At 60.5% G+C, this 23,305-nt stretch carries 16 protein-coding genes; 10 read left to right on the forward strand and 6 right to left on the reverse strand.

Going from position 1 to position 23,305, the window contains the following annotated elements; translation table 11 throughout:
* Entirely contained in the window at positions 1-987 is a 987-nt protein-coding gene (locus LB551_RS25145; RefSeq protein WP_224660832.1) for a type VI immunity family protein, read from the forward strand.
* Here LB551_RS25145 and LB551_RS25150 read toward each other — a convergent pair.
* The 3 genes from LB551_RS25150 to LB551_RS25160 are packed head-to-tail and all read right to left on the reverse strand — an operon-like array spanning position 974 to position 4,807.
* Positions 974-2,041, reverse strand: coding sequence for a HEAT repeat domain-containing protein (locus LB551_RS25150; protein WP_224660834.1), 1,068 nt, complete (start codon positions 2,039-2,041; stop codon positions 974-976). The two genes, LB551_RS25145 and LB551_RS25150, sit on opposite strands and share 14 nt — an antisense overlap.
* Positions 2,041-2,469, reverse strand: coding sequence for a DUF6484 domain-containing protein (locus tag LB551_RS25155; RefSeq protein WP_224660836.1), 429 nt, complete (start codon positions 2,467-2,469; stop codon positions 2,041-2,043). Before LB551_RS25155 ends, LB551_RS25150 begins: the two co-directional genes overlap by 1 nt.
* Before the next feature lie 10 nt (positions 2,470-2,479).
* Positions 2,480-4,807, reverse strand: a complete 2,328-nt coding sequence (locus LB551_RS25160) for a type VI secretion system Vgr family protein (RefSeq protein ID WP_224660838.1) — start codon at positions 4,805-4,807, stop codon at positions 2,480-2,482.
* Positions 4,808-5,059: 252 nt separating this feature from the next.
* Between LB551_RS25160 and tagH the strand changes: the two genes are divergently transcribed.
* The 7 genes from tagH to LB551_RS25195 all read left to right on the forward strand — a co-directional run bounded on the left by tagH (position 5,060) and on the right by LB551_RS25195 (position 17,716).
* On the forward strand, positions 5,060-6,115 hold the full coding sequence (gene tagH / locus LB551_RS25165; protein ID WP_224660840.1) for a type VI secretion system-associated FHA domain protein TagH: 1,056 nt from the start codon (positions 5,060-5,062) through the stop codon (positions 6,113-6,115).
* A 284-nt stretch (positions 6,116-6,399) separates the two neighbouring features.
* A complete protein-coding gene (gene tssL, locus LB551_RS25170; protein WP_224660841.1) occupies positions 6,400-7,911 on the forward strand; it encodes a type VI secretion system protein TssL, long form in 1,512 nt (503 codons plus the stop codon).
* A gap of 22 nt (positions 7,912-7,933) precedes the next feature.
* Positions 7,934-11,491: a type VI secretion system membrane subunit TssM gene (gene tssM, locus LB551_RS25175; RefSeq protein WP_224660843.1), complete on the forward strand. Its 3,558-nt coding sequence runs from the start codon at positions 7,934-7,936 to the stop codon at positions 11,489-11,491.
* A 156-nt stretch (positions 11,492-11,647) separates the two neighbouring features.
* A complete protein-coding gene (locus LB551_RS25180; RefSeq protein WP_224660845.1) occupies positions 11,648-12,427 on the forward strand; it encodes a PP2C family protein-serine/threonine phosphatase in 780 nt (259 codons plus the stop codon).
* A complete protein-coding gene (locus LB551_RS25185) occupies positions 12,427-14,871 on the forward strand; it encodes a serine/threonine-protein kinase (RefSeq protein WP_224660847.1) in 2,445 nt (814 codons plus the stop codon). The genes LB551_RS25180 and LB551_RS25185 overlap by 1 nt, the downstream gene beginning before the upstream one ends.
* Before the next feature lie 11 nt (positions 14,872-14,882).
* Complete coding sequence (locus LB551_RS25190; protein ID WP_224628628.1) at positions 14,883-15,389, forward strand: DUF1036 domain-containing protein; 507 nt, start codon at positions 14,883-14,885, stop codon at positions 15,387-15,389.
* Positions 15,386-17,716, forward strand: a complete 2,331-nt coding sequence (locus LB551_RS25195; protein WP_224660848.1) for a M23 family metallopeptidase — start codon at positions 15,386-15,388, stop codon at positions 17,714-17,716. The genes LB551_RS25190 and LB551_RS25195 overlap by 4 nt, the downstream gene beginning before the upstream one ends.
* 72 nt (positions 17,717-17,788) lie before the next feature.
* Here the strand turns inward: LB551_RS25195 and LB551_RS25200 are convergent, their stop codons facing one another.
* On the reverse strand, positions 17,789-18,325 hold the full coding sequence (locus tag LB551_RS25200) for an OmpA family protein (protein WP_224660850.1): 537 nt from the start codon (positions 18,323-18,325) through the stop codon (positions 17,789-17,791).
* A gap of 204 nt (positions 18,326-18,529) precedes the next feature.
* Between LB551_RS25200 and LB551_RS25205 the strand changes: the two genes are divergently transcribed.
* Positions 18,530-19,108 (forward strand): DUF6931 family protein, encoded by a 579-nt coding sequence (locus tag LB551_RS25205; protein ID WP_224660874.1) that lies wholly within the window; start codon positions 18,530-18,532, stop codon positions 19,106-19,108.
* A gap of 46 nt (positions 19,109-19,154) precedes the next feature.
* Here the strand turns inward: LB551_RS25205 and LB551_RS25210 are convergent, their stop codons facing one another.
* Positions 19,155-20,393 carry a caspase domain-containing protein gene (locus tag LB551_RS25210; protein ID WP_224660852.1) on the reverse strand — a complete coding sequence of 413 codons (1,239 nt, stop codon included), beginning with the start codon at positions 20,391-20,393 and terminating at the stop codon, positions 19,155-19,157.
* A 19-nt stretch (positions 20,394-20,412) separates the two neighbouring features.
* The gene (locus LB551_RS25215) at positions 20,413-21,516 is read right to left on the reverse strand and encodes an OmpA family protein (protein ID WP_224660854.1); all 1,104 of its coding nucleotides are present in this window, start codon (positions 21,514-21,516) and stop codon (positions 20,413-20,415) included.
* A 384-nt stretch (positions 21,517-21,900) separates the two neighbouring features.
* Here LB551_RS25215 and LB551_RS25220 point away from each other — a divergent pair.
* Positions 21,901-23,305: caspase domain-containing protein (locus LB551_RS25220; protein ID WP_224660856.1), on the forward strand; the 1,405-nt coding region annotated here is incomplete at its 3' end.

Here is a 23,305-nt window from a genome sequence, read left to right on the forward strand (position 1 = left end):
ATGTCGGAGACCCTGCTCGACCTTCAGCGCAAGATTGCGGACGATCTAGCCAGGATCGCGTTCGAGGTGACGGTGTATCCGTGGCGTGTGACCGTCCCGAACTTCGAGCGGATCGTCAGGATATTTCTCGCCTTCTGTCCGCCGGAACAGCTCAAGTTCTTCAGGATCTCGGAGCTTCCTGTCTGGTCTCGGCTTTCTGAGCCGGCCCTTACTCGTTCCGGGCGTGAGGCGCAGGCGGACGGCATGCCGATGCCATTCTTCGAGCCGGTGCGAAAGCGGATCCGGGAAGACCGTGCCTTTGTCGCCCGGTTGTGGGACGGCCGTGAGATCGACGACCCACTTGGATCATGGAGTCTGACAATCGTCCGTGAGAAGTATGCCGGTGAAGGCCTTTTTTCCTATGCTCGGGTCTTGGTGCCACTGGAATCCGACCCCAACGTGCTCGTCGCCCTGGCGAGGCAGTTCGCCGAAGAAATCGAATTGCTGAGCGGGCACGGCGGGCCGGTCTTTGGTTTCAATCCGGTGTTGCCCTATGCCGCCTTTACCAAGATTTATACCCACTCGCGCAGATATCTGGGCATCGACATCGACATGCTGGACATGTGTCCGAGGCACATGAAGCATCGGCTGAAGTCGCCGTGCTGGATAAATCTCATCGGTCACGAGTTGACCTCAACCAACGATCTGCCTTTGTCTCGTGGCGCCAGTTTCCAGGAATCCGGGATTCGTTCGACCCGGCAACGATTCGCGGACGTTCATGTGATCGGCAACAGGCCCGTGCCGCTCGATGTCAATAGGCAGGCGGAGGGCGCTTCCGGCTATCGCGCCTATGGGGAGGCCATTTCAGACTTCGTGCTGTCCGAGGCCGATACGGGTCCGCTCGACGGCGAGGGGTTTTTCAACAACCCGGGCACAACGGACGACTGGCTGCATCGCTTCGGCAGGGCTTCGGCCTGGGTGCCGGACGACATATTCAAGACAGGATAGAACCCCACCCCTTCACCTTCTCCGCCACTGGCACCTTCACGCCAAAATCCCCAAAGTGCTCCTCGAAGGCCGGGCCAAGCTCAGCCGGGTCGAGCGTGAACAGCCCGTCCACACTGCGCGCTTCCGGGAAGGTTTCCAGGAGCGCACCACCCGCCGCCACGGCAAGTGCAGGCGTGCGCATCTGATGCATCAGCCAGTGCAGGATCGTGCGGTCGCCCAGCATGCCCGCTCCGCGCACGGCGAGCGGCGCGGTCTCGGGTGATTTGAGCAAGCCGCCCATGAAAGCGCGTACCTCCGCTTCGGGCCCGGCCTTGACCAGTGCTCTGAGTGCCGCAAACGCATCTGGTCCATTCGCCAGCACCTGTCTCTTCAGTTCCGGTTGTGCCAGATCGCCCGAGCCAAGCTCGTTGAGCGACCAGGCGCTCCATATCCGCACCCGTTCATGGTCCGCCTCAAGTGCTTCGGACATCTCTTGCACGAGGTCTGCCCGCCTCAATGTTCCGGCAAGGCGCAGGCTTGTGGCGCGCACGCGGACGTCGGGATCGCGAACAAGGCGGCCGAGCATCTGCTTTGGATCGACTCGATGTTCCAGGCAAGCGGACACGCCGAGAAATCGCTTGAAGGCATCCGGGGAGCCGATCCAATCGCGCACCAGCGGGGCGATCGTCTTTGCCTTGTGCCATGCCAGCGCGCCGATCAGGCCGTAGGCGTCGTCTCCGGATGTGCGGGCCATCTCTACCGCCTCGGCAATTCGGGAGCCGTCACCCTGCTCGATCGCCATCCATCCATAGAGGAACAATTCGCCCTTTTCTGGGAAGTCCTCATACGCCGCCACTACAAACGGCCAAGCGGCCGGTCCAGCGATACGCAGACCATCCAGGTTGGCTTCCAAGCGCCGGTCGATGCCGGCGACCACATGAAGATCCGGCGGATCATCCTCCATCAGCGTGTCGCGCTGCGCCCAGAAGAACGCGGCCTGCTCGGCGTGCTGTCTGACGACATCCGGTACTATTTGCCGCTGCTCCGGTGCCCCTTCTGGTTTCTGCGCCAACATCAGTTGAGATCGATCGATCCGCCACGGATACGATTGGCGGCGCTCGCCTGGCTGGTGACAAAAGTGCCGCGAATGGTGATGCGGCCGTCTTTTTCCATCAGGATCGTCGCCTTGCCGCAACGTAGTTCGATGCGCTCTTCCCCGATGATGCGAACGCGCTCGCCGTCTCTCACGACTTGCGGCGCAGCGGTCTTCCGTGCCGGTTCGACGACGCGGCCGACGATAAGCGGCTTGGCGGGGTCACCCTCGTGAAAGAGCAAAGCCACCTCGGAGCCGATCATATCGGACGTCAGGGCGGTCAGGCTGCGCGCGGGCAAGGCTGTCTCTTCCGGATTGCCCGGGAATACCACCAGCGGCGACGCGGCATCGTCGAAACCGAGAAAGATGCCGATCACCACACCGTCAATGCGTTCGCGAACGTCGCTCATCGCTGCACCCTTAATTCTCCGCAATCTTCGAGCCCTTCATGGTAATATCGCTCGATGCTTTGATGCTGATCTTGCCAGACGCCTTGACCGAAATATCCTTGCCCTCAATGCCGATCGTGCCGTCTTTCTTCATCATGATTTTGGCCGAGCCGCACTGGATCAGGATCTCGTCGCCCGCGTCGATCACCAGCTTCTTGCTTATCTTGATCGAGCTATTCTTGTCGATGCTGATCGAACTATCCTTTGCGACGCTCAGCGAATGAGCCCCTCCGACGCTTGTGGAATCGTCGTCCGCGATGCTGGCGCTGCGCGCCGCGCCGACGCTGAAAGTCTGGGCGCTGCCAATAGTAACGCTCTGGTCGGCGCCTACATTGACGGTTTGCGCCGCCGCGATGTTCCAGCTATCCGCGGCCCCGATGTCATGGCTTTGCGCCGCACCAACGGTCACCGACCGCGACGCGCCGATCGTGTTCGTCTGCACCGCCCCGACGCTTCGCGTCTCGGATGCACCGACCGAATCAACCCGGGCCGCGCCTACGCTCACCGTCTGGACGATCGCCACAGTCTGCGTGTGATTGGCACCAATCGTTTCAGTCGAGTTCGAACCGATGCTGATGGTCTCGTTCGATCCGACCGTCAGCGAACGGTTGACACCCACTGTCTCGGTGTCGTTGTTGCCGATGTTGGTGGTCTGGTCGACGCCGACCTTGACCGTCTTGTTGTTGCCGACGTCCTCGTCGAGGTTGTGGCCGACTGAGTGCTTGGCGTCGTGGTCGATACGGTCGGACTGGTCGTGCTGCACGAGCTTGGTGCGGTCGTGCTTGATCAGAAGGTTGTGGTCCTTCTGCGCCTGGAAATTGACCAGTTCGGAGCCGGCCTTATCCTCGAACATCAGTTCGTTGTAGCCGCCGCCGCCTTTGGAGGAATCCGATTTCCAGCCGGACTGCGTGGCGCTGCCCGGCAGCCCGTAAGGTGGCATCTGGGAGGCGTTGTAGACCCGGCCGGTGATGATCGGCAGGTCCGGGTCTCCCTCAATGAAATCGACGATCACCTCCTGGCCGATGCGCGGTATCTGGATGAACCCCCAGCCGCTACCGGCCCAGGTCTGCGATACGCGCACGAAGCAGGAACTGTTCTCATCCTTCTTGCCCAGCCGGTCCCAATGAAACTGCACCTTCACGCGGGCATATTTGTCGGTGAATATCTCCTCGCCGGATGGACCGACCACCGTCGCCGTCTGCGGCCCGCGCATGATTGGCCGTGGCGTGATCCGTGGCGGACGATAGGGCAAGGCGGTCGGCGCCAGGCCAAGGATCACCTGGAAGTTCTCGCTGTCGACGTCGGCATGAGCCCTGTAGCCAGGGTCGAACAGCCTGTATTCGGCGCTGACCACAAGATATTGCTGGTTCTGGTCTTCGCGCGGAAAGCCATCAAGCTTGAATGTGCAACCCGAATAGAGGCCTCGCACGGTCCCTACGGCAGCGATGCGCTGGTGCACGGCCTGAATTTCCTCGCGCCGGACCGCAGCCAGGCTGTCGCCCCGGCCCACTTCGAGATGAGCGCCGGGCTGGCGGTAGTTCTCGCCCGCAGCCAGTTTGTGACTGAACGGCTGGGCCGACTTGGCCATGAGGTCGGCGCCCGGCTTCTTGAAATCATAATCGGTGTGGGCATAAGCCCCTGGGCGCACCGAACTGCCCGGTATCCATTCGGTGATGTACTCGACATCGCGCCGGGAACCTTGACCTTCAAAGTTGTAGAGCACTTTCTCGTAGCCTGGCGCAGGCTTCAGCTTGCTCATCGCGTCAGCCAGGACAAGCGTGTGCTTGCCGTCATCGTGCTCGAAGAAATATAAGATGCCCTCATGCTCGAGCAGCCGCTGGACGAAGTCCAAATCGGTCTCATCGTACTGCACGCAATATTCGCGCGGGGGATAGGACCCCTGCAGGCGCAGATCGAATTCCGCCGCGCTGTATTTCTTGAAGATGTCCTTGACGATGTCGACGACGCTCTTGTTCTGGAAGATCCGGCAATCGCTGGTGTTGCCGAGAAACCAAAGCCACGGCCTGATGACTGCCTCATAGTAGGCCAGCCGATCCTCAATCCCGGTGAGCCGAAACTCGGATACGATGCCACTGAACCAGCGCTTCGGATCGGATTCACCTTCGATCGAGACCGGGCCACCCAGCATCTTCAGCGGATCAATATTGGAGTCGGTGCTCACGAACCCGACCGTGTAGGCAAAACAACGGCTGATCTCATCGCGCCCGACAAGATGCGTGAAGGTCAACAACTCGGAGCCGACCGGTGTCTTGACAACGGTGGCACGTTCGTTCGGCATGGTCGTGCCCCTCCTGGACGCGGCCGCTGCTGTGGTGGATTCAAAGGTCCCGCAACCTGTTAAGGAACTTCTGTTGGACCCACCTCACCCAGACCGTGATGAGCCTAGCACATGTTGTCCTGCTGACCAAAGAGGCCGCATGATCATGGGAGCTTGCCCGCTCGATGAAGCAGCCCGAAACGCTGCTGTCCCGTTGTGCGCGCAAACTGCTACAATGGCATAATATCGGTAACCGATCGACGGCGATCCAGGATGTACATCAGCCTGCAAATCAACAATGCCGACGCCCTACCCGCTGGCAATTCGACCCGCTACGCGGCGCGCGATCGTGGTTTCGAAATCGGCCGGGAGGCCTGTGACTGGACATTACCGGACCCTGCCAAGTTCATCTCCGGCCGGCACTGCGAGGTTCGATACGAGTCAGGCGCGTTTTGGTTGCATGATGTCTCGCGCAACGGGACCTATATCAACGGGTCAAACCAGCGCATGACCGGCACGCACCGGCTGGACCACGGCGACCGGGTGCTGATCGGCCGCTATGTCATCTTCGTATCCATCGACGATGAGGGCGCCGCGACAGGCCATCCAAGCCACGGTTCGACGCAACGAGACAGGCCCGTCGCGACGGATAAGCCGTTCGAATTCGCCGATGAGCCAATCGTCACTCCGGCTGACCAAAGGCTCGAGCAGCGCGTTCCTGGATCGCCGCCCTCGTCGCGACCTGCGCCTCTCCCTTCGACCAGGGACGACGTGCTGCGCGAAATTGCTATAGGAGCCGGTATCTCGCCGGAATTGCTTCAATCACGCGACCGCCATGAAGTCGCGGCCGAAATCGGCGTGGTGCTGCGGGCGGTGGTCGAGGAACTGAGCGCGCTGCTGAAAGCGCGCGCGGCCGCGAAAATGCTGGCCAAGAGCCCACAACGGACGATGATCAGCGCCGCCGACAACAATCCGCTGAAGTTCGTCCCAGGAACCGACGACATCCTCGAAATCATGTTCGCCCGTCGCCGGGCCGGCTATCTTGATGCGAGGCGCAGTATTGAAGACGCATTCCGTGATCTCAAGACGCACGAACTTGCCACCTATGCCGCAATGCAAGCCGCGCTCTCCCGGCTGCTTGACGACCTGTCGCCTGAGGCGATCGGCAGGAAACTTCCCCCTACCTCGTTTACGTCGAAGAAGAACCAGGCCTGGGATGCCTATGTCGCGATGTGGCGGACCATGGAGGAAGCACACGAAAATGGCATGCTGGACATATTCCTGGCCTATTTCAGTGAGGCCTACGCCAAAGCCGCAAAGCAAAAATAGACTGCTGCAACGCAGCCGTGGTGCGGTCGTCGGCGAGGAAAGTGGCTTCCGTGTAAGACGTCGGTTCCAATCGACGAATTCTGAGATTACAGTCACTACGACAGTTCGCCAATCGGGTAAGGTTGATTAACCTGGGGTCTGCGGCAAATGTCATGTTACAGCGGGATAGCGTCTGTTAACCCCCCTTGCTGCGGACACAGCCCTGGACAGCAGCGTCTGAATTTCCTTTGTCCGTTCACAATCCACCTTGGGACCCTCTGGCGCCGCCTGCGGGACGGTGGGCGATGAGCTCGAAAGACGATCCTTTCGGCCCGGCGGGCAAGACCGTCATTCGCGCCACTCCAAGGCGCGAGCCGAAACCGGCGCCGGCCCCTCCGGAGCCCGTCGCGGATGGCGGGCTGTCCTCCCGGATGAAGGAATCAACGGTGTTCGATCCCGGCATCGGCCTGCGCAATGCGCCGGGCTGGACATCTGGGACCGTAATTGATCAAGGCGCTCGGTCCGGCGCGGCAGAACTCGGCCCTTCCGCGGCAGTGCCGACGCCAGCCATCCGGCAGGAGACCCTGGTCGGTGCTGCGGCCAACGTCAGTTATTGCGCCGCAAACCCGATCCTTGCAGCCGCTGCACCATTGTTGATGCTTCTCGGCCAGCTCAGGCTTGTCCCGGTGAAGAGGCAAGCGGCGCTGCTGGCTGACCATGTTGCCGAAGCGATTGAGAAGTTCGACAGAGCGCTGGAGAAATCAGGGGTTGCCGAAGAAGATGCCCGGATTGCAAAATTTGCCCTGTGCGAAACCGCCGACGATCTCATCGGCAACCTACCCTGGCCGCAAACCGACGCCTGGGCGCGGCACAGCATGCTGTCGCAGTTCTTTCACACCGACTCGGCTGGAACAGGCTTCTATGAAGCCCTCAACAAGATCCTGGCCGATCCCGAAAAGCACTACGATCTGCTCGAACTGATGCATGCCTGCCTGTCGCTGGGTTTTGAGGGCCAGTATCGAGGGCTGACGCGAGAAGAAAACAACCTCGAACGCGTTCGACGCGACGTCTACGAGACACTGCGCTACTTCAGAGCGCGCGCCAGTGAGGACATCTCGCCGCGCTGGCAGGGTCTGGTGGCGACGATGGCGCAGCCGTCGGCCCGTGTGCCGCTCTGGGTCGTTGCGGCAGCGGCGTCGGCGCTGCTGACAGCGGCATTCTTCGCGTTGCGGGTCTTCATCACCAATGAAGGCGACGCCACCGCTGACGCACTGCTGGCACTCAATCCCTCCACACCACTCACCATTGAACGAGCTAGCGTCGCGCCATTGGCTGAGCCGGTGAAAGTCACCCCATCCGCGGCCACAATCAAGCAGATCGATCGTATTCGCTCAGCACTGGCCAAGGACGTCGAAGGCGGTGGGCTGACCGTCGGCACGAAGGGCGACTTCATCGTGGTGGAAATCAACAATCTTCTGCTGTTCCAGTCCGGCAGGGCCGAGGCGAAGCCGGAATTCCAGCCCATTGCTGCGGATATCGCCGCAGCCTTGGAGCCCGAACCCGGTCCAATCCGGATTGTCGGCCACACGGACAATGTGAAGCCGCGAAGGTCGGGCCCCTTTAAATCCAACTACGACCTTTCTGTCGCCCGGGCGAAGGCTGTCGAATCGATGATGGCATCGAAATTCAGCGATTCCTCGCGGCTGTCGGTGGATGGCAAGGGCGAGGACGAGCCGATCGCCGACAATGCGACGGCGGAAGGCCGCGCCAAGAACCGCCGTGTCGATGTGATGATCGCCAAGGAAGAGACATTATGAACGCGTTCTGTTGGCAACGCCGATGAGGCTGTGGCTGCTGCGAATATTCAGCATGATGGCGCTGGCCGGTTTCGCCGCGGCAGTCTGGTTTGCGGGGCCGTTGATCCGTTTCGCCGATACTCCTCCTCTGGGACCTGCCTGGCGGCGCGTGGCCATCATTTGTGTGATCGCCTCGATGTTCGTCGTTTTTTATGGGCTGCGGTTTTGGCAAGCGAGAAGGGCGCAAAAAAAGCTTGAGACTGCCGTTGCACATAATGACGACCTCAGCGACGATTCGCGGGTGCTTCAAGCGCGCATGGATGAGGCCGTGGCTGCCCTCAAGCGATCTAGCGGCAAGCGCAACTTCCTCTATGAGATCCCCTGGTACGTCGTCATAGGTCCGCCGGGCGCGGGCAAGACGACGGCCCTGGTCAATTCGGGTCTGAATTTTCCGCTTGCCGGTTCGGGCGATGCTCAGCCGGTGGCGGGCGTTGGGGGCACTCGCTCCTGCGACTGGTGGTTCACCGACCAGTCCGTGCTGATCGACACGGCCGGGCGCTACACGACGCAAGATTCCAACGCCGAACGCGACAACAAGAGCTGGCTCGCCTTCTTGTCGCTGCTCAAGAGATACCGCGCCAGGCAACCGATAAACGGTGTCATCCTGGCCATCAGCCTGGCCGATCTCATCAGCCTCGACGGTCAGCAATTGGATGCGCACATCACCGAGATACGCAGCCGCCTGCGAGAAATCTACGAGACGCTGAAAATCCAGTTTCCAGTGTATCTGCTTTTCACCAAGGCTGATCTGGTTTCGGGGTTCATGGATTATTTCGGCGGCTTCGATGAGCCGCGCAGACGCAAAGTATGGGGAGCCACATTCCAGACCGCAGAGCGCGACAGGAACATGTCCGGCCAGGCCCCCGCCGAATTCGATGCGCTGGCAAATCGACTGGCGGAGGAGATGACTGACCGCCTCCAGGAAGAAACCGATCCGGTCACGCGCATCGCCATCTTTGGCTTCCCGGCACAGTTCGGCGCCCTCAAGGTCCGAATTGGGAAGTTTGTAGCCGGTCTGTTCGACCCGGTGCGCACCCAGGTCAATGTCAGCCTGCGCGGGTTCTATTTTTCGTCAGGCACGCAAGAAGGAACGCCGATCGATCAGGTGCTGGGCGCCATTGGCCGCGATTTCGGCAGCAACTCCCGACCTCATCTCTCCGGAACCGGCAAAAGCTTCTTTCTGCACGATCTGCTGACGGACGTCATTTTTGCCGAATCCGGTTGGGTTTCATCCGACAGATCAGCTGACCGGCGGGCGGCGATCGTCAGATATTGCGGGCTTGCCGCAATTGCTTTGACCGCAACCGCCATATTGGGGGCGCTGGCCGTGAGCTTCGCGGCCAACCGCTCGCTCATCGCCTCCACGGCTCAGGCCGTGGCCCAATATCGCGAAACAGCTGATACGCTGCTCAAAGCGACGACGGTGACCGATGTCGACCTGGAAAACGTCATCGGCCCGCTCGACCAATTGCGCGACCTGCCGGCCGGGTTCGATACCGGCGGCTTGCCGACACCGGTCAGAGAGACATTCGGCCTCAGTCAGCGGGAGAGACTTCTTTCGGCATCCGAAACGGCTTATCGGCAAGCGCTGGAACGCATGTTCCGCTCGCGCCTGCTCATTCAGGCGGAGCGTACGATCCAAGCCAAGATGGGCGATCCCGTCGCACTCTACGAACCTTTGAAAATCTACTTGATGCTTGGCGGCCAGGCACCGAAGGTCGATGACGCGCTGATCGTTTCCTGGATGAAGCAGGATTGGGAACAGAACCGATACCCAGGCGAAAACAACCGAGAAGGACGCGGCCACCTCGAAAAGCATCTGCGCGCAATGCTTGCATTGGACGACGCCTATGATCCCATTTTCGAACTGAACCAGCCGCTTGTTGAAGCCGCCCAACGCTCTCTCGGTCGCATGAGCCTTGCCGATCGGGCGACCGCTTTGATCAGGTCGGCAGCATACGCGGCCGCGCTGGATGACTTTTCCGTTTCCTTCAAAGGTGGCCCGGAAGCGCAGCTGCTGTTCGAGCGTACCGACGGCAGTGATGTGTCGGGCCTTCGCGTTCCCGGGATCTACACCTATGCCGGCTTCAACAAGTTCTACCTTGCCCAGCTGTCGCGCCTTGCGCAGATGCTTGTCGACGAACAATGGGTCCTCGGTGGCGGCGGCGAACAGGGCGACATCGATCAGCAATTGCTCGAGCTCGGGCCCGAACTTCTCGATCGCTACGGGAAGGAGTTCGCCGCAGCGTGGAACAGCGTTCTCGACCAGTTGAAATTCAGGACGATGCTGGCAGACAAGCCGCACTACATAGCCCTTTCAGCCGCTGCTTCCCCTACCTCGCCAATAAAGCAGCTGTTTGCGGCGATCGCCAATGAAACGGCTCTGACGCATGATCCAGGTGACAGTCCGGGCGCCGAGGCCGAAGCAGGCACGGCTCCAAACCAGCAACGGAGCGCCGTTGATTTAGCCAAGGGCCTGGCCCGCATCGGCATACACATCGCCAAAGGCAAATCGCAAGGTCGCGCCGGCACAAGGTCCGCTGACGCACAAAACCTGAGTCCGGGCGCGAACATTGAAGCGCGGTTCAGATCCTTCCAGACCTTGGTAAACGGCCCTGCCGGACACCGCCCAATCGATGCACTGACCCAAAACTTCAGCGATATCTATCAAAGCCTGCGACTGGCGGCCGACGTGCCTTCGCAGATGGAGCGCGTCAATAGCAATTTGCAGCTGCAAGTAGCCACCCTTCGCGCCAATGTCTCGCGTCTGCCCAAGCAGCTCGGCCGGATGGTCAACGCGACGGCAGATGAGTTTGAAAGCAACGTCGCCGAAACCTCGGTGGCAAACTTGAACCAGGTACTTGACCAGGCGGTCACAGTACCCTGTGAGGCAGTGATCAACGGTCGTTACCCCTTCGACGGCAACGGCACGCAGGATATCGCGGTGGAGGATTTCGCGAAACTGTTCGCCCCGGGCGGGCTGATGGACCGGTTCTTCGCACAATATCTTGCGTCGCTGATAGACATGACCGGCCAGGACTGGAGTTGGAAACAGGATGCGCGCTTTGGACGTGACCTGTCGAAATCGGCCTTGAAGGATTTCCAGCTCGCCGCGGAAATCCGCAATGCCTTTTTTCCATCGGGCGGTTCAGTGCCCTCCGTCAGCATCACCTTCACACCCTACTCCCTGCATGGCGATGCCGACACGGCGATACTCGATGTCGACGGTCAGACTATCCAGAGCAACCAAACGGGCAACGGACCAGGCACGGTGGCCTGGCCGATCGGGACAGCTTCGGGATCCGCCAGTCTAAACCTGACGCCGGAAATGCCAGGTCGCGATTCCGCCATCCAGTTCGAAGGGCCGTGGGCCCTGAAGCGGCTTCTGGACGAGGCTGCCATCACCGGCAATGACGGAAACCAGCAGGCCCGCTTCGTGATCGGCGGCCGCGACGTCACCTATACGATCCAGGCAGGTTCGGGCACCAACCCCTTCTTGCTCCCTGCCCTTTCCGGGTTCACCTGTCCCAAGGCGTTTTGAGACGGAGAGGTTGGATAGCAAGCCGCCGAAGCGCAAAACCAGACGCAAACATATTTTAGTTTTCGATACTTTAATGGCTGAGCCTATGGCAAAGTGGCGTGAGCGCGCGCCCGAAGGTGCGCCGCGGAGGACGCTGAAGAAGCGTTTGGTGGCAAATTGAACAATGTCGCCCTTCCCATTGAAAGCTTCGGCGTCAGCCACAGAGGCTGCGTGCGGGAGCTCAACGAAGACAACTACCTGGTCGAGCCCCAAACTGGCCTGTGGGCGGTTGCCGACGGAATGGGTGGGCACGACGCCGGAGAGGTCGCTTCAGCCAGTATCGTCGATCACCTTGCAACGATCGGGATTGCAAGCTCCGCACCTGATCTTCGGGCGCGCTTCGAGGACAGGCTGAGCAGGGCCAATGCCGAGATCCGCGGCATATCCGAATCGCGCGGCATAACAATCGGCTCCACATTTGCTGCACTACTGGTCATGGACGGGCGGTTTGCCTGCCTCTGGGCTGGTGACAGCCGCGTCTATCTGATCCGCGACGCCGAGATCTCGCAGATCTCGAAAGATCATACCGAAGTGCAGGAGCTCCTCGACACAGGCATGCTCACCGAAGCCGAAGCGCTCACCTGGCCGCGCCGCAATGTCATTACCCAGGCGGTCGGCGTCAACGACGAGGTTGTCATCGATTTCCAGCAAGGCGAAATCCTGCCGGGTGACGTTTTTGTGTTGAGCACGGATGGCCTGACGGCGCATGTCACCGATGCCGAAATCAAGGCAGCGACCGTGTCCGCAACAGCTCAGGCGGCCTGCGAAAACCTGCTGGAAATGGTTCTGGCGCGTGGCGGGACTGACAATGTGACCGTCGTGCTTGTGAAGATCGGCGGCGGGCACGTTAAACAATCGCCTCGTCCGGATCTGTCCAAAGCGGAGGGGCGACGCTGATGAGCGAGGACGACAAGACGCGGATATCGCCCGGCGCAGCCAACACCGTCGTGGGGACGCAACTCAGCGGCATCTATGAACTTGACGAGCGGATCGCATTCGGCGGCATGGGCGAGGTCTACCGGGGCCACAACATCCAGACCGGCGACCATGTCGCCATCAAGATCGTTTTGCCAGAGTTCGCCCGCGACCAAACGATCTTGTCCTTGTTTCGCAAAGAAGCCACTATCCTCAATCACCTCTCGCATGATGCGGTCGTCCGCTATCACGTCTTCACGATCGATCCGGGCATCGGTCGGCCCTACCTCGCCATGGAATTCGTCGACGGCGCATCGCTGTTCGACATCATGCGGCGTGGGGCGATGCCGACGGCAGAGGTACGCAAGCTCTGCCACCGCCTCGCGTCCGGTCTAAGCGCTGTGCACCAGGCCGGAGCAATACACCGCGACCTCTCGCCAGATAACATCATCCTGCCGGGAGACCGGGTTGACCGTGCAAAGATCATCGATTTCGGTATCGCACGCTCGGCGACCGTGGGCGGAGAGACCCTGATCGGCGGAAAGTTCGCGGGAAAGTACAACTACGTTTCACCCGAGCAACTCGGGCTCTACGGCGGCGACGTCAGTGAGCAGTCCGACATCTACAGCCTGGGGCTGGTGCTGGTCGCCGCTTTGCGCGGCAAGCCGATCGATATGAGCGGCTCGCAGTTCGAAGTCATCGAAAAGCGCCGGACTGTGCCCGATCTTTCCGATATCGACGACGATTTTCGCGGCATAGTCGAAGCCATGCTGCAACCGGATCCGCGGGACCGGCCGGTCAGCATGGCGGAAGTCGCCAGAATGACCCGTGACGACGACGAGGCGACAATGCGGCCGCCTTCCGTCACGCTCCGCGAACAGCCGGGGCTGAAGCGCACAGGGCAAGGCTCTGCTCCGGAAAGCAAGAATGAGGCCCGGCCGCCGAAAGTCGAGCGACATGACAATGTGCCCGCGACGGGTTCAGGCGGGCAGCGCTTTGTCGAGCATATGCGGCCCCCGCTTTTGTCTGAGCCGCGAGGTCCGGCCGTCCTCGCCTCGGGGGCGGGCACGGCTGATGTGCCTGGCCGATCCACAAAGACCCGAACCATTACGCTCGCCGCCTTGGCGACGCTGGCTGTCGCCTCTGGAGGCGGCCTCTATCTGAACGGCATCATGACGCCCGCGACGCCGACCGTGGGCACGACGTCGCTTTCCGCTGCTGAGCCAGCAAGGCCCGCGCCCGAAACGCCGAAACCCGCTCCGACGCACATTGTCGGTAACACCCCGACGCCGCCAAAGCCTGTTCCGTCCGCGCAGCCGAAAACGCAGGCCTCCACACTACCGGCTGAGGACCTGCCTGATGCTGTGGCAGCGCAAAAGCCGCCGGCGGCCAAGCCCGTCGGCGTCCCCCTGCGGACCGAGGTCCCGCCAAAGCCACCCGCGACGGACGCGCAGCCGCCCGAAAAGGCATCGCCGCCGATCCGATCCGATGCGATGGCCCCCGATAGGCAAACGCCGGTGTCGCCGTCAGAGGCGACCGCCCCAACCCTGCCACCATCCGAAGCAGTCCAAACACCACCGCCGCCTCAGCCAGAGATTGTCGAGGCCAAAACGCCCGAGCTACGGACGAATCCGCCGGCGGCACCCCCAACACCGAAACCCAAATCCAATGCCGCCCCACCGGTCATCGCCAACGCCGACAGCCAAAATTCTGGGTTGCCGAAAATCAAACAGCCGGACCAACCCGTCGTGGCGTTGAACGTCCCCAAACCGGCGATGCCCGCCAGCGTCGACGATATCGCGCAACGAACTGCCTGGGTTCGCCACTTCGGCGGCGGTGACTGTTTTTATGCTGCCGTGACGTCTGCTAGCGACAAAGCCGCCGCGATCGAAGGATTTGGCACGTCGGTCCAGCCGTTCGAGCGCATGCTCGCCGACTTCCAGGCAAAATTCCACGTCGAACCGGACATCAGCGTCCGCCTCATTGAGCCAAGCCAATGCGAGGTAACCAATTTTCTGCGCTTTCTTGGGCAGACTGGGAGCGCCCAGCCGAAGCTTGTTCTTGACCGGACATCTGTGCCGAACGGCACGCCAATCAGCGGCACATTGGTGACGCGTGGCGGGCTCATTTCCAGCGTCCTGCTGATCGATCACAAAGGCATGGTTTTCAATCTCGACGACCGCGTCGTCGCAGAATCGGACAAGGCGACTTTCAGGATCCCGATTGGTCTCGGCGCCGCCGACAAGGCTGCTGGAAAATCCGTGCCGCAGATAATACTCGTCATCACTGGCCCTCAGGACATTCAGGCGGCTTCGTTCTCCAATCCGACGCCGGCTTCGGAGCTGTTGCCGAAAATCCTCGAGGAAATCGAAACCGACGGATCTCAGTTCTCAGCCACTGCCAAATATTTTCGGCTCGGCGGATAGCATGGGCGCCGATGGAACGCCGCTGCTCGTGTTTGTCCCACTTGTCTGCCGCCCTGCCTGGAAAGCAGGATGATCCGGTGCGGGCCTTATCTGCCCTGACCCGGCGCATCAGGCTAGCAGTCATCTTGGGCGCCGCACTGCTGGCCGTGCTGTCGTCCAGCCAAGCGCGAGCCGAGTTCACGGTCTGCAATCAGACACTCGATGTCGTCAATCTCGCCGTCGGCCAGAAAGTCGACGATGCGGACCAGACCGACGGCTGGTGGACCATTGGAGCAAATCAATGCGTGAACGTCATCCGGGAGGAGCTGACCAACCGCTACGTCTACATCTATGCAACGGACGTGTTTGGTCACGCCATCCTCACAGGGTCGACCGAAATGTGCATCGATCGGCGACGTTTCTCGATCCGTGGCATTGACGAATGCTGGCAGCGCGGCCACATCGCCGCGCAATTTCTCGAAGTCGATACGCTCGAACAAGTACGGTGGACGTTCTTCCTGACCGGAAGCAATCCGTGACGCACCATCTCGACACGAGCTTCAGGCAGAAGAAGCAGGCGCGCGCCGCCCTTCGCCGGCGCACGCTATGGCGCAGGCTCACGGCGGGTATGGCCCTGGCTTTGCTGCTTTCCGTTGCCGCCGGTTTCTACCTTACAGCCGACTATTGGTCATTCGGCGACGAAGACGAGGAGTTGCACGCCGTCGAGGGAGCGGACGATGTGCCGGCCGACGCATCCATCTACGTGCCCGCCATTATCGACCTGGCTGGGGACCCGATGTGGATAACCCTTGCGCCAGATGCCGGGGCCGCAACGAAGGGCAGAGTGCTCCCGCGCCCCGCAGAACTCGAACAGGCCGGCGTTTCGCCCCAGATCGAAGTCCTGTCCGACGTCATGCTGAGCGCCAGCGAAAAATTCATGACGACAATACCGTCGACGCAGGAGGATTTCGCATTCTTCCAGGCACAACGGAACACGCCTGACGCGCCATCCAGCGATCTGCAGAACGATCTTCAGCCGTCGCCTGCCACGAGCAATCTTGAGGCCAGTTCCAATCAAAAGGCGGATGCCGACGATCCCGAAGCGGGCTGGGGTGAGACGATCGATGCAGGCGATGCAGCCCTACCGACATTCCAGAAGACCCAGATCGAAAACAATACGAGCGTGGCGGCCGTCACGAACGAGTATCAGCGGTTCGAGGCGACTGAAGACACGTTCGTGAAGGTCCTCAACGATCGCACTCTGGATAGCGTAGCCTTGGACGCGCATTTCTCCGCAGACGATGCCAAGCTGGCAGGAGAGGCCCTCAAGGCAGTTTTCAACCGGGACGGTCTGGAAGCGGGCTACGTCGTTGCCATGCGCGGGTTCAGGCCGACGCGCGAGACGACAACAATGTCCCTGATGCAGGTTTCGATCTACGCCAAGAACGTGTTTGTCGGCACGCTCACGCGTGACGCCGCAGGCGCATTCGTCTCGGGGGTTGATCCTTGGGTCCGCGAAGATCTGTTCAACTATTCGGGCGCACAGGAAGAAGGCACCCACAAACGACAGTACCGTCTGCTCGACGCCATCTATTCGACAGCAGCCCGCAACAGTGTTCCGACCAGTGTGATCGGCGAGGCGATCATGTATCTGTCGCGAGGACAGGACCTGGACGCCTTTGCAAGTGAGGATCAGCGTCTGGTGCTGATCTATTCGCAGACGCCACGCGACAAGAACGAGGAGGCGGGGCGGGTGCTTTATGTGGGCGTCCAGGGGAGCGAAAATAGCCTCGACTGTTTCGTCTTCCAGCAAAGCGACGGCCAGTTTGCGTGCGTGACGGGTGATGATCAGGTTCGCTCGCTGACAGTCACCAATGGCATGGTCAGCCCGGTCAATGGCGTCATGACCTCCACCTTCGGGCCACGCAAGCACCCCATCCTTGGGACCGTGCGCATCCACAAGGGCGTCGACTGGGCGGCGCCCGTGGGCACACCGATCGCAGCCGCCTTCGATGGCGAGATCACCTTCCAGGGCGATGGGGGAAGCTATGGCAATCTGGTCAAGATTTCGCACGAAAACGGCCGTGAGACGCGTTATGCCCATATGCAGAAATTTGCAATCGAAGGCGGCGCCGGCACCAAGGTGAAGGCCGGCGACATCATCGGCTATATCGGCACCACCGGGCTTTCGACCGGACCCCATTTGCATTTCGAACTTTATCAAAATGGCGAGGCAATCGACCCCTTGGGCACGGTTACCGCTGTCGCCTCAGACGACTCCGCCGTCGAAACGCTCACCGAGCGCATCGTTCATGTCGAGAGTGGCGGCAGTGCTCGCGCCAAGAATCCCAATTCTTCTGCAACCGGCGCTGGCCAGTTCATAACGAAGACGTGGATCAGGATGATGAATACCTACCGCCCGGAGCTTGCCCGTTCCCTTTCGACCGCCGACCTGCTCGCTCTGCGCTACGACGCCACGATCTCGCGAGAGATGGTGCGCAATCTGGCGCGCGAAGGCGAGGCCTACCTTCGTCAGCGCGGTCACCAGATCACGGCGGGCCGACTCTATCTTTGTCATTTCCTTGGAATGGAAGGCGCACATCAGGTGCTGTCGGCAGCAGGATCGGCGCAACTGAGCGCTGTGCTGGGATCGGCCGTCATCCAGGCCAACCCCTTTCTCACCGGCAAGACAGCCAGTTATGTGGTGGACTGGGCCGAAAGAAAAATGGGCCAGAAGCTGAGCCGTCTGGCCACCAACGTCAGCTCGCAAACCACCACCACCGAAATCCGTCAGACATCGCCGGAGTTCGAAAAGTACAAGCACGCCATTTCGGCCCTCATAGGCTCGATCCAGGCTACGCTCTGAGCATCCCGTCGCGGCCTAAGTCTCTCACACCGAGACTGTTGTCGCTTACGGCCGCCGCGCAGTTTGGAACGGCTATTGTGTCTTTATCCGCATTTCCACGCGGCGGTTCGCAGGATCGTACGGGTTGGCGTTGCGCGGGTTGTTTTCGCCCTTGCCCACGGCATTGATGCGCGCGGGCTCAATACCGCTGGCCGTCAGGAAGGCCGCTACCGATTTCGCTCTTCGTTGTGACAAGCCTTGGTTGTAGTGCACCGTGCCGGTGGCGTCGGTGTAGCCTTCGACCACGAAGTTGAAAGTGCTCAGCCGGTTGTCCTTCAACGCCTTGGCGAACTCTTCGAGCTCAGCTCGAGCAGTCGCGTCGAGCTCGGCGGAGTCCAACCCGAAATTGATCAGCATGTCGAGGTTGGATTTGCCTCCTTCTTGCGCATCTGGCGTCCTCTTGCTTTTGCACTCCTCTTCGGAGCCAACACAAATTCCTCGAGACTTGCCAAGGTTAGCTGCACCGGCAAAAAACTTCACGATGTCTTCTGATTTCCGAGCCGGGTCGGCGCTGGCATGGGTCGAGAAACACACGACCGCCAACACAAAGACTGAACGTTTCCACAGCATAGCGCTCCTCCTGTTTGAGTATCCGATTTCGAGCATCCGATTTTAATTGACCGGCAGCATACCAAATTCCAGCGCGATTGTCTGTCGCCAACGTCGGAGGCGAAATCGGCTCGACTGTTTTTTGACGCGGCACGGCTTGAGACTTGACCCGCGCCGCGCCGGAGGCTTGAGTGGCCAAAGCTCCTGGATGAAAGCGTGGCGTTCATGGTCAATGGGCTCCGATTCAAAACGGCACGGGACCTTTTCACGGCGTGTCCCGCGATTGGCAAGGAGATGCGGACTCCACCAACCGAACAGCCCTCGCTCGGGTTTTGCCGTGGCCTCCTCGCCGGGGGCATTCCCGAGGAAGCGATTACATTTTGCGCCTACCTGCTTCCCGAGCGGGCTGCGGTCTGGTGGGCCCACGAATGCCTCAGCCACCTAAGCGACCGGTTCGATCAGGCCGATCACGAGTTGCTCGCCCTTGTTCGGGACTGGGTGGGCGAACCGGACAGCCCCCGCCATCGAGCAGATCTCATAGCGGCGGCGGCGAGGCCGCCAACAACCCCCGTCGGCTGGATTGCCTTGGCTGCGGGATCGCATGAAGACGGTGCTGAAATGAACGCGACGTCGGTCTCGGCCCTGCACCCATTTCCTCTTGCCCATGCGATCAGTGCCGGAATTCTCACCGGCCTCGCACGTGTCGCGCTCGCCGACCGTTTTTCCGTGCTGTCGGCGTTCGTCGAAATGGGCATCCAGATGGCCGAGATCGAGGCACTGCACCAATCAGCGGACGCATATTAGAGCATTCGCCAAGACAGAAATTTGGTCGGATGCCATCCCGCCCCGCCTACTTGCAGCCACCTTGAGCCCACTTGGCGAGCGCCACCTTGAAACGTGTCCCAAGCGGATGCTGCAAGCGCAGAACGGAGATGTCGTTGGTGGCGAAATTCTTCGCCTGATCACACAGCCGGGTCTCGTTCCAATCGTGGCAGCCGTTGCAATGCTTGCCTTTCCATACCGAATTGTCGAGGCCCTCCACCGGACTAAAGCGTGGCTCGCCCTTTATGAGTTCCGCAATACTTTTCCCATCGATTTCGGGATCACCGAAATTGATCGGACGGTCGAAAAAGATGGGGTCGTCAGAGGCAAGCTTTGGGATTTTCTGACGGAGCATATTGAGTGCAAGTTCGCTCTCGTCAGCGGAGCCCGCCGGATTGGCCGTGGCGTTGCGCATATCCGAGCCGCCTTCCGGGGCACTCGCCTCGCCCACAATCAGCGGCGCGTTGAGATCGACCTTGTGCAGGACAACCTCAGTGGTCAGCGAGACATTGCTCCAAGGGCGCTGTTTGCCGCCGGTTGTCCTGAAGACATCGGCGGTAACACGGTTCATTGCCTCGCTGATGGACACATTCGTTTCGCCCATATGCGCAAGCAGCGCCGAGGTGAACGGCGAATGTTCGCTCGATCCGTCATAGGCGACCTGATTTGGGCTGGTGGCGAATGCGACAAGCGTGCCGGCGCCACCATTCTCGATCGGGATTTCTGCAAGGCCGCTTTTTGCTCCCTTGACGCCGGCGGTTTTTGCCAACACCTCGGCAAGGGGATTGTCACGACAGGCATCGAGAAAAATCAGCCTTATGCTGGTCTCACGCGACATCTGCCGCAAAATAAAATCCACAGGCACCGCCTCGAAGTCGAGCGAGGTCTCGTCCTCCAGCGCGGCATCGACCGGAAGAAGGTAATTGCTGCCTGAGACCTGCAAGCCATGGCCCGCATAGAAGAAAAGCGCGATGTCTGCCCCGCGCACTTGCTTTGCGAACTGCGCTATTGTCGTCTGGGTCTGCAACTTGGTCAGATCGAAGCCGGAAACGACCTCAAAACCAAGATCTTTCAGGCTTTCGGCCATGGCTTTGGCGTCGCGCACCGGATTGGTGAGTGCCGGGGCATGCTGATACTGGGAGTTGCCAAGCACCAGCGCTGTACGGCGTTCGGCATTGGCTGCCGTCAAGGTGAAAAGCAGCGCAACCGCCGCGAGCCCGATTGCGCGAACAAGGCCACTGCGACGGGCGATTAGATCGAAACCCACCGGGACAACAAATCCTTCCTCAGTTGACGAGCTTGGTGGCGGAAAACTCGATGCGCCGATTGAGCGCCTTGTTCTTCGGCGTGTCGTTGGCCGCGACTGGGCGCTCCTCGCCGTAGCCTGTCGCCGTAATCTGCGTGCGCGGAATGCCCGCCCCAACAATGGCGTCGGCCACTGCCTGGGCCCTGCGCTCCGACAAACGCTTGTTCTCTGCAACCGGTCCATCGGCATCGGTATGTCCGGAAACTTCGACCTTTAGGCCTGGGCATTTGCTGACGACACCGACGACCTCCGCAACCAGCGGCCGGCTTTGGCTATCGAGCCGCGCGCTCGCGGGGCGAAAATAGATCGCCCCGGTGCGGGACAGCACCGCAAACCTGTTGAGGCATTCCTCATCGCTGAAGTTGGTCTTCGCCGCATCGGTGGCCACAGGCCCGACCTCAGTGTTTGCCGCAACGGTCTGGGCGAGGGCTGGCTTGCTGCCGTCGGCGGTGAAAACAAAGTCGAACGACACCGACGCGGTGGGAACAATATTGGTCACATTGGCCGCCTGTTGGAGCTTGTCGACATTGGGCAATAGACCGAAGTCCTCCACATGCACCGCGACAGGGGCCTCCGAGGCGACCGAGACCATGTTGTCGCTGACCATGGTCACCACGACATTGGCCTCAAGATCCTTGTCGACCCCATGCATGTTGAGACGGAATGGGAGAACTGCCTTCATACGTCGCTTGGTGGGGAGGTCGGCAAATGCCGCCGGATCCACTTTCGCTGTCAGTTCGGCGGTTGGAAACCTGAAGGTCTCAAAGAAAAGGAACCGCATCCGGACGTTGCGCAGGTCGACCCCCGTATCGACTGAGTTGAGGTCGAAGGTGACCTTGGCGTCTCCCTCCGAAGTAAGGCTGCCCGAAATATTCCTGATCTTGTTGGTTTCGACGATCGTGTTCTTCTTGACCGACTGATAGGTGAGGACCGAAGCAGTCGGATCGAGCGTCCAGTTTGTCTGCGCGTTCGCGGTTCCCAGTCCGGACAAAATGACCGCGGACAGCACAATGGTCAAACCGAGCGCCTTTGTGGCGCGCCAGCTTGGCCGTGCTTTCGACCAAAATCCGAGGATTTCGAACATGGAACCCCCTGCCCGCCGAACCCGACTGGCGTAGCGACGTCCGATCATGCGGCGTCCACAGACACAATAGAACACTTGCTCTCGGTTGGCGAGTATCCCGATTGATATGCTTGGCCAGTCTGTGGCCCGGTCACAGTGATCGCCTAATCCGCTTTGTTGGCTGCTCCCTATCGGGGCAGCGCAAGAGTCATGTTGTCCTCCTCACTCCAATCACCGAGCGCATACAGATCCCTTTTCCCTATCCTTGACAGGTTTCTTGGTATAAATTTTGGTGACCTTCGCCGGCATGGGGGCAGGCGCTCAGGCCCGATTGTGGCCTGCGTTGTGGTGCGGTTGGAAGGTTGCTGGACCAAGATTGAGGCAGGCTGGAGCGAGCATGCTGACATGACCCACTGCAACAGACTTCTGTTTCGTGTCCCACTGTTTCTGCTTTTCCTGCTTCTTGGCTCGGCTGGCGCTCGCGCCGCGGTTGAGCAGACCCCCTCGCCGCAGCCGCCCAACCGGTTGGCGATCGTCATTGGCAATTCGAACTATCAAAGCAGCCGACTTGAGCATCTGCCCAATGCTGTGAACGACGCCACAAGGCTATCAGAGAGCTTGAAGCGGCTAAATTTCGAAGTCCTGACGGGCACCGATCTTTCGAGCGAAGGATTTTCCAAGCTCCTTCGAGAAGCCGATGCAAGGCTGCCTACGGTCAGCGCAGTTTTGATTTTCTACGCCGGTCACGGCGTGCAGTTAAACGGCGAAAACTACCTGCTCCCGGTCGATACGCCCGATCCTGAAAGCCTGGAAAAACTGACCGCCGCCGCCATCAAGCTGAATGATGTGATCGCAAGATTCGGGCGCCGCGACCGCCAGACGTTCATATTCCTGGACGCGTGCCGCAACAATCCGCTCGGCGCCGGGTCCGGCAATGGTCTGGCGCAAGTTGAAGTCGGCGAAAACACGTTCGTTGCCTTTGCCACTCAGCCCGGCAATGTCACGGCCGATGGCGGCGGCGAAAACAGCCCGTTCACCGTTGCTCTGCTGAAGAACCTCGAGATCCCCGGGCTCAGCATTTCGGACATGATGATCCGCGTCCGCAACGAGACCGAAGCGCTGACGGTCGGCCGTCAAGTGCCGTGGGATCAATCGAACCTGCGCGAGCAGTTCTACTTCACGGAGCAACAGGTACTCGATCCAGCACAGTTGAGCGCAAGCCTTTCACGTATCCTGGCAGACCCCACAGCAAAGAAGAGATTGCAGGTCGAACTTGCCTCCAATGACCTGCAAACCGCCGTGCTTATCGTTGGACAGACGTTGCGCTCGGTCGAGATTTCGGCACCGTCAGCCGTCTTGCCGGAGCCGGTTGGCACTCAGGTCGCCAATCTGTCTCCAACCGAAAGAGTTGAAGACGCCCGCCGAAGTGTCGTCTCTGGTCTCGAAACCCTTATCGTGGGGGCATCCGCGGGCGAGCCGGACAAGGACAAGACGGGCGATCTGGCGCGCAATATTCAGACGGAACTTCGTCGCCTGGGTTGCTACCGGATGCAGGTCGATGGGGATTGGGGCAAGGGCTCAGTCCGTGCTCTCACCGACTACTACAGAAATACCAAGCAGGTCGTAACGACGGCAGAGCCAAGCGTCGGACTGCTCGGCGATCTCTTTCTGCGCTCGGGCAGGATTTGCAAGCAGCCGGTCATCGTGAAGCCCAAGCCGGCTAAAGTAGCCTCGGACGCCGTCACCGCGCGTCCCAGTCCCGGGGGCAAGACTGCGAAACGCTCGCAGACCGCCCCGAGACGCCCCGCGC

Source organism: Mesorhizobium sp. BR1-1-2 (assembly GCF_020165435.1).
Lineage (GTDB): Bacteria > Pseudomonadota > Alphaproteobacteria > Rhizobiales > Rhizobiaceae > Mesorhizobium.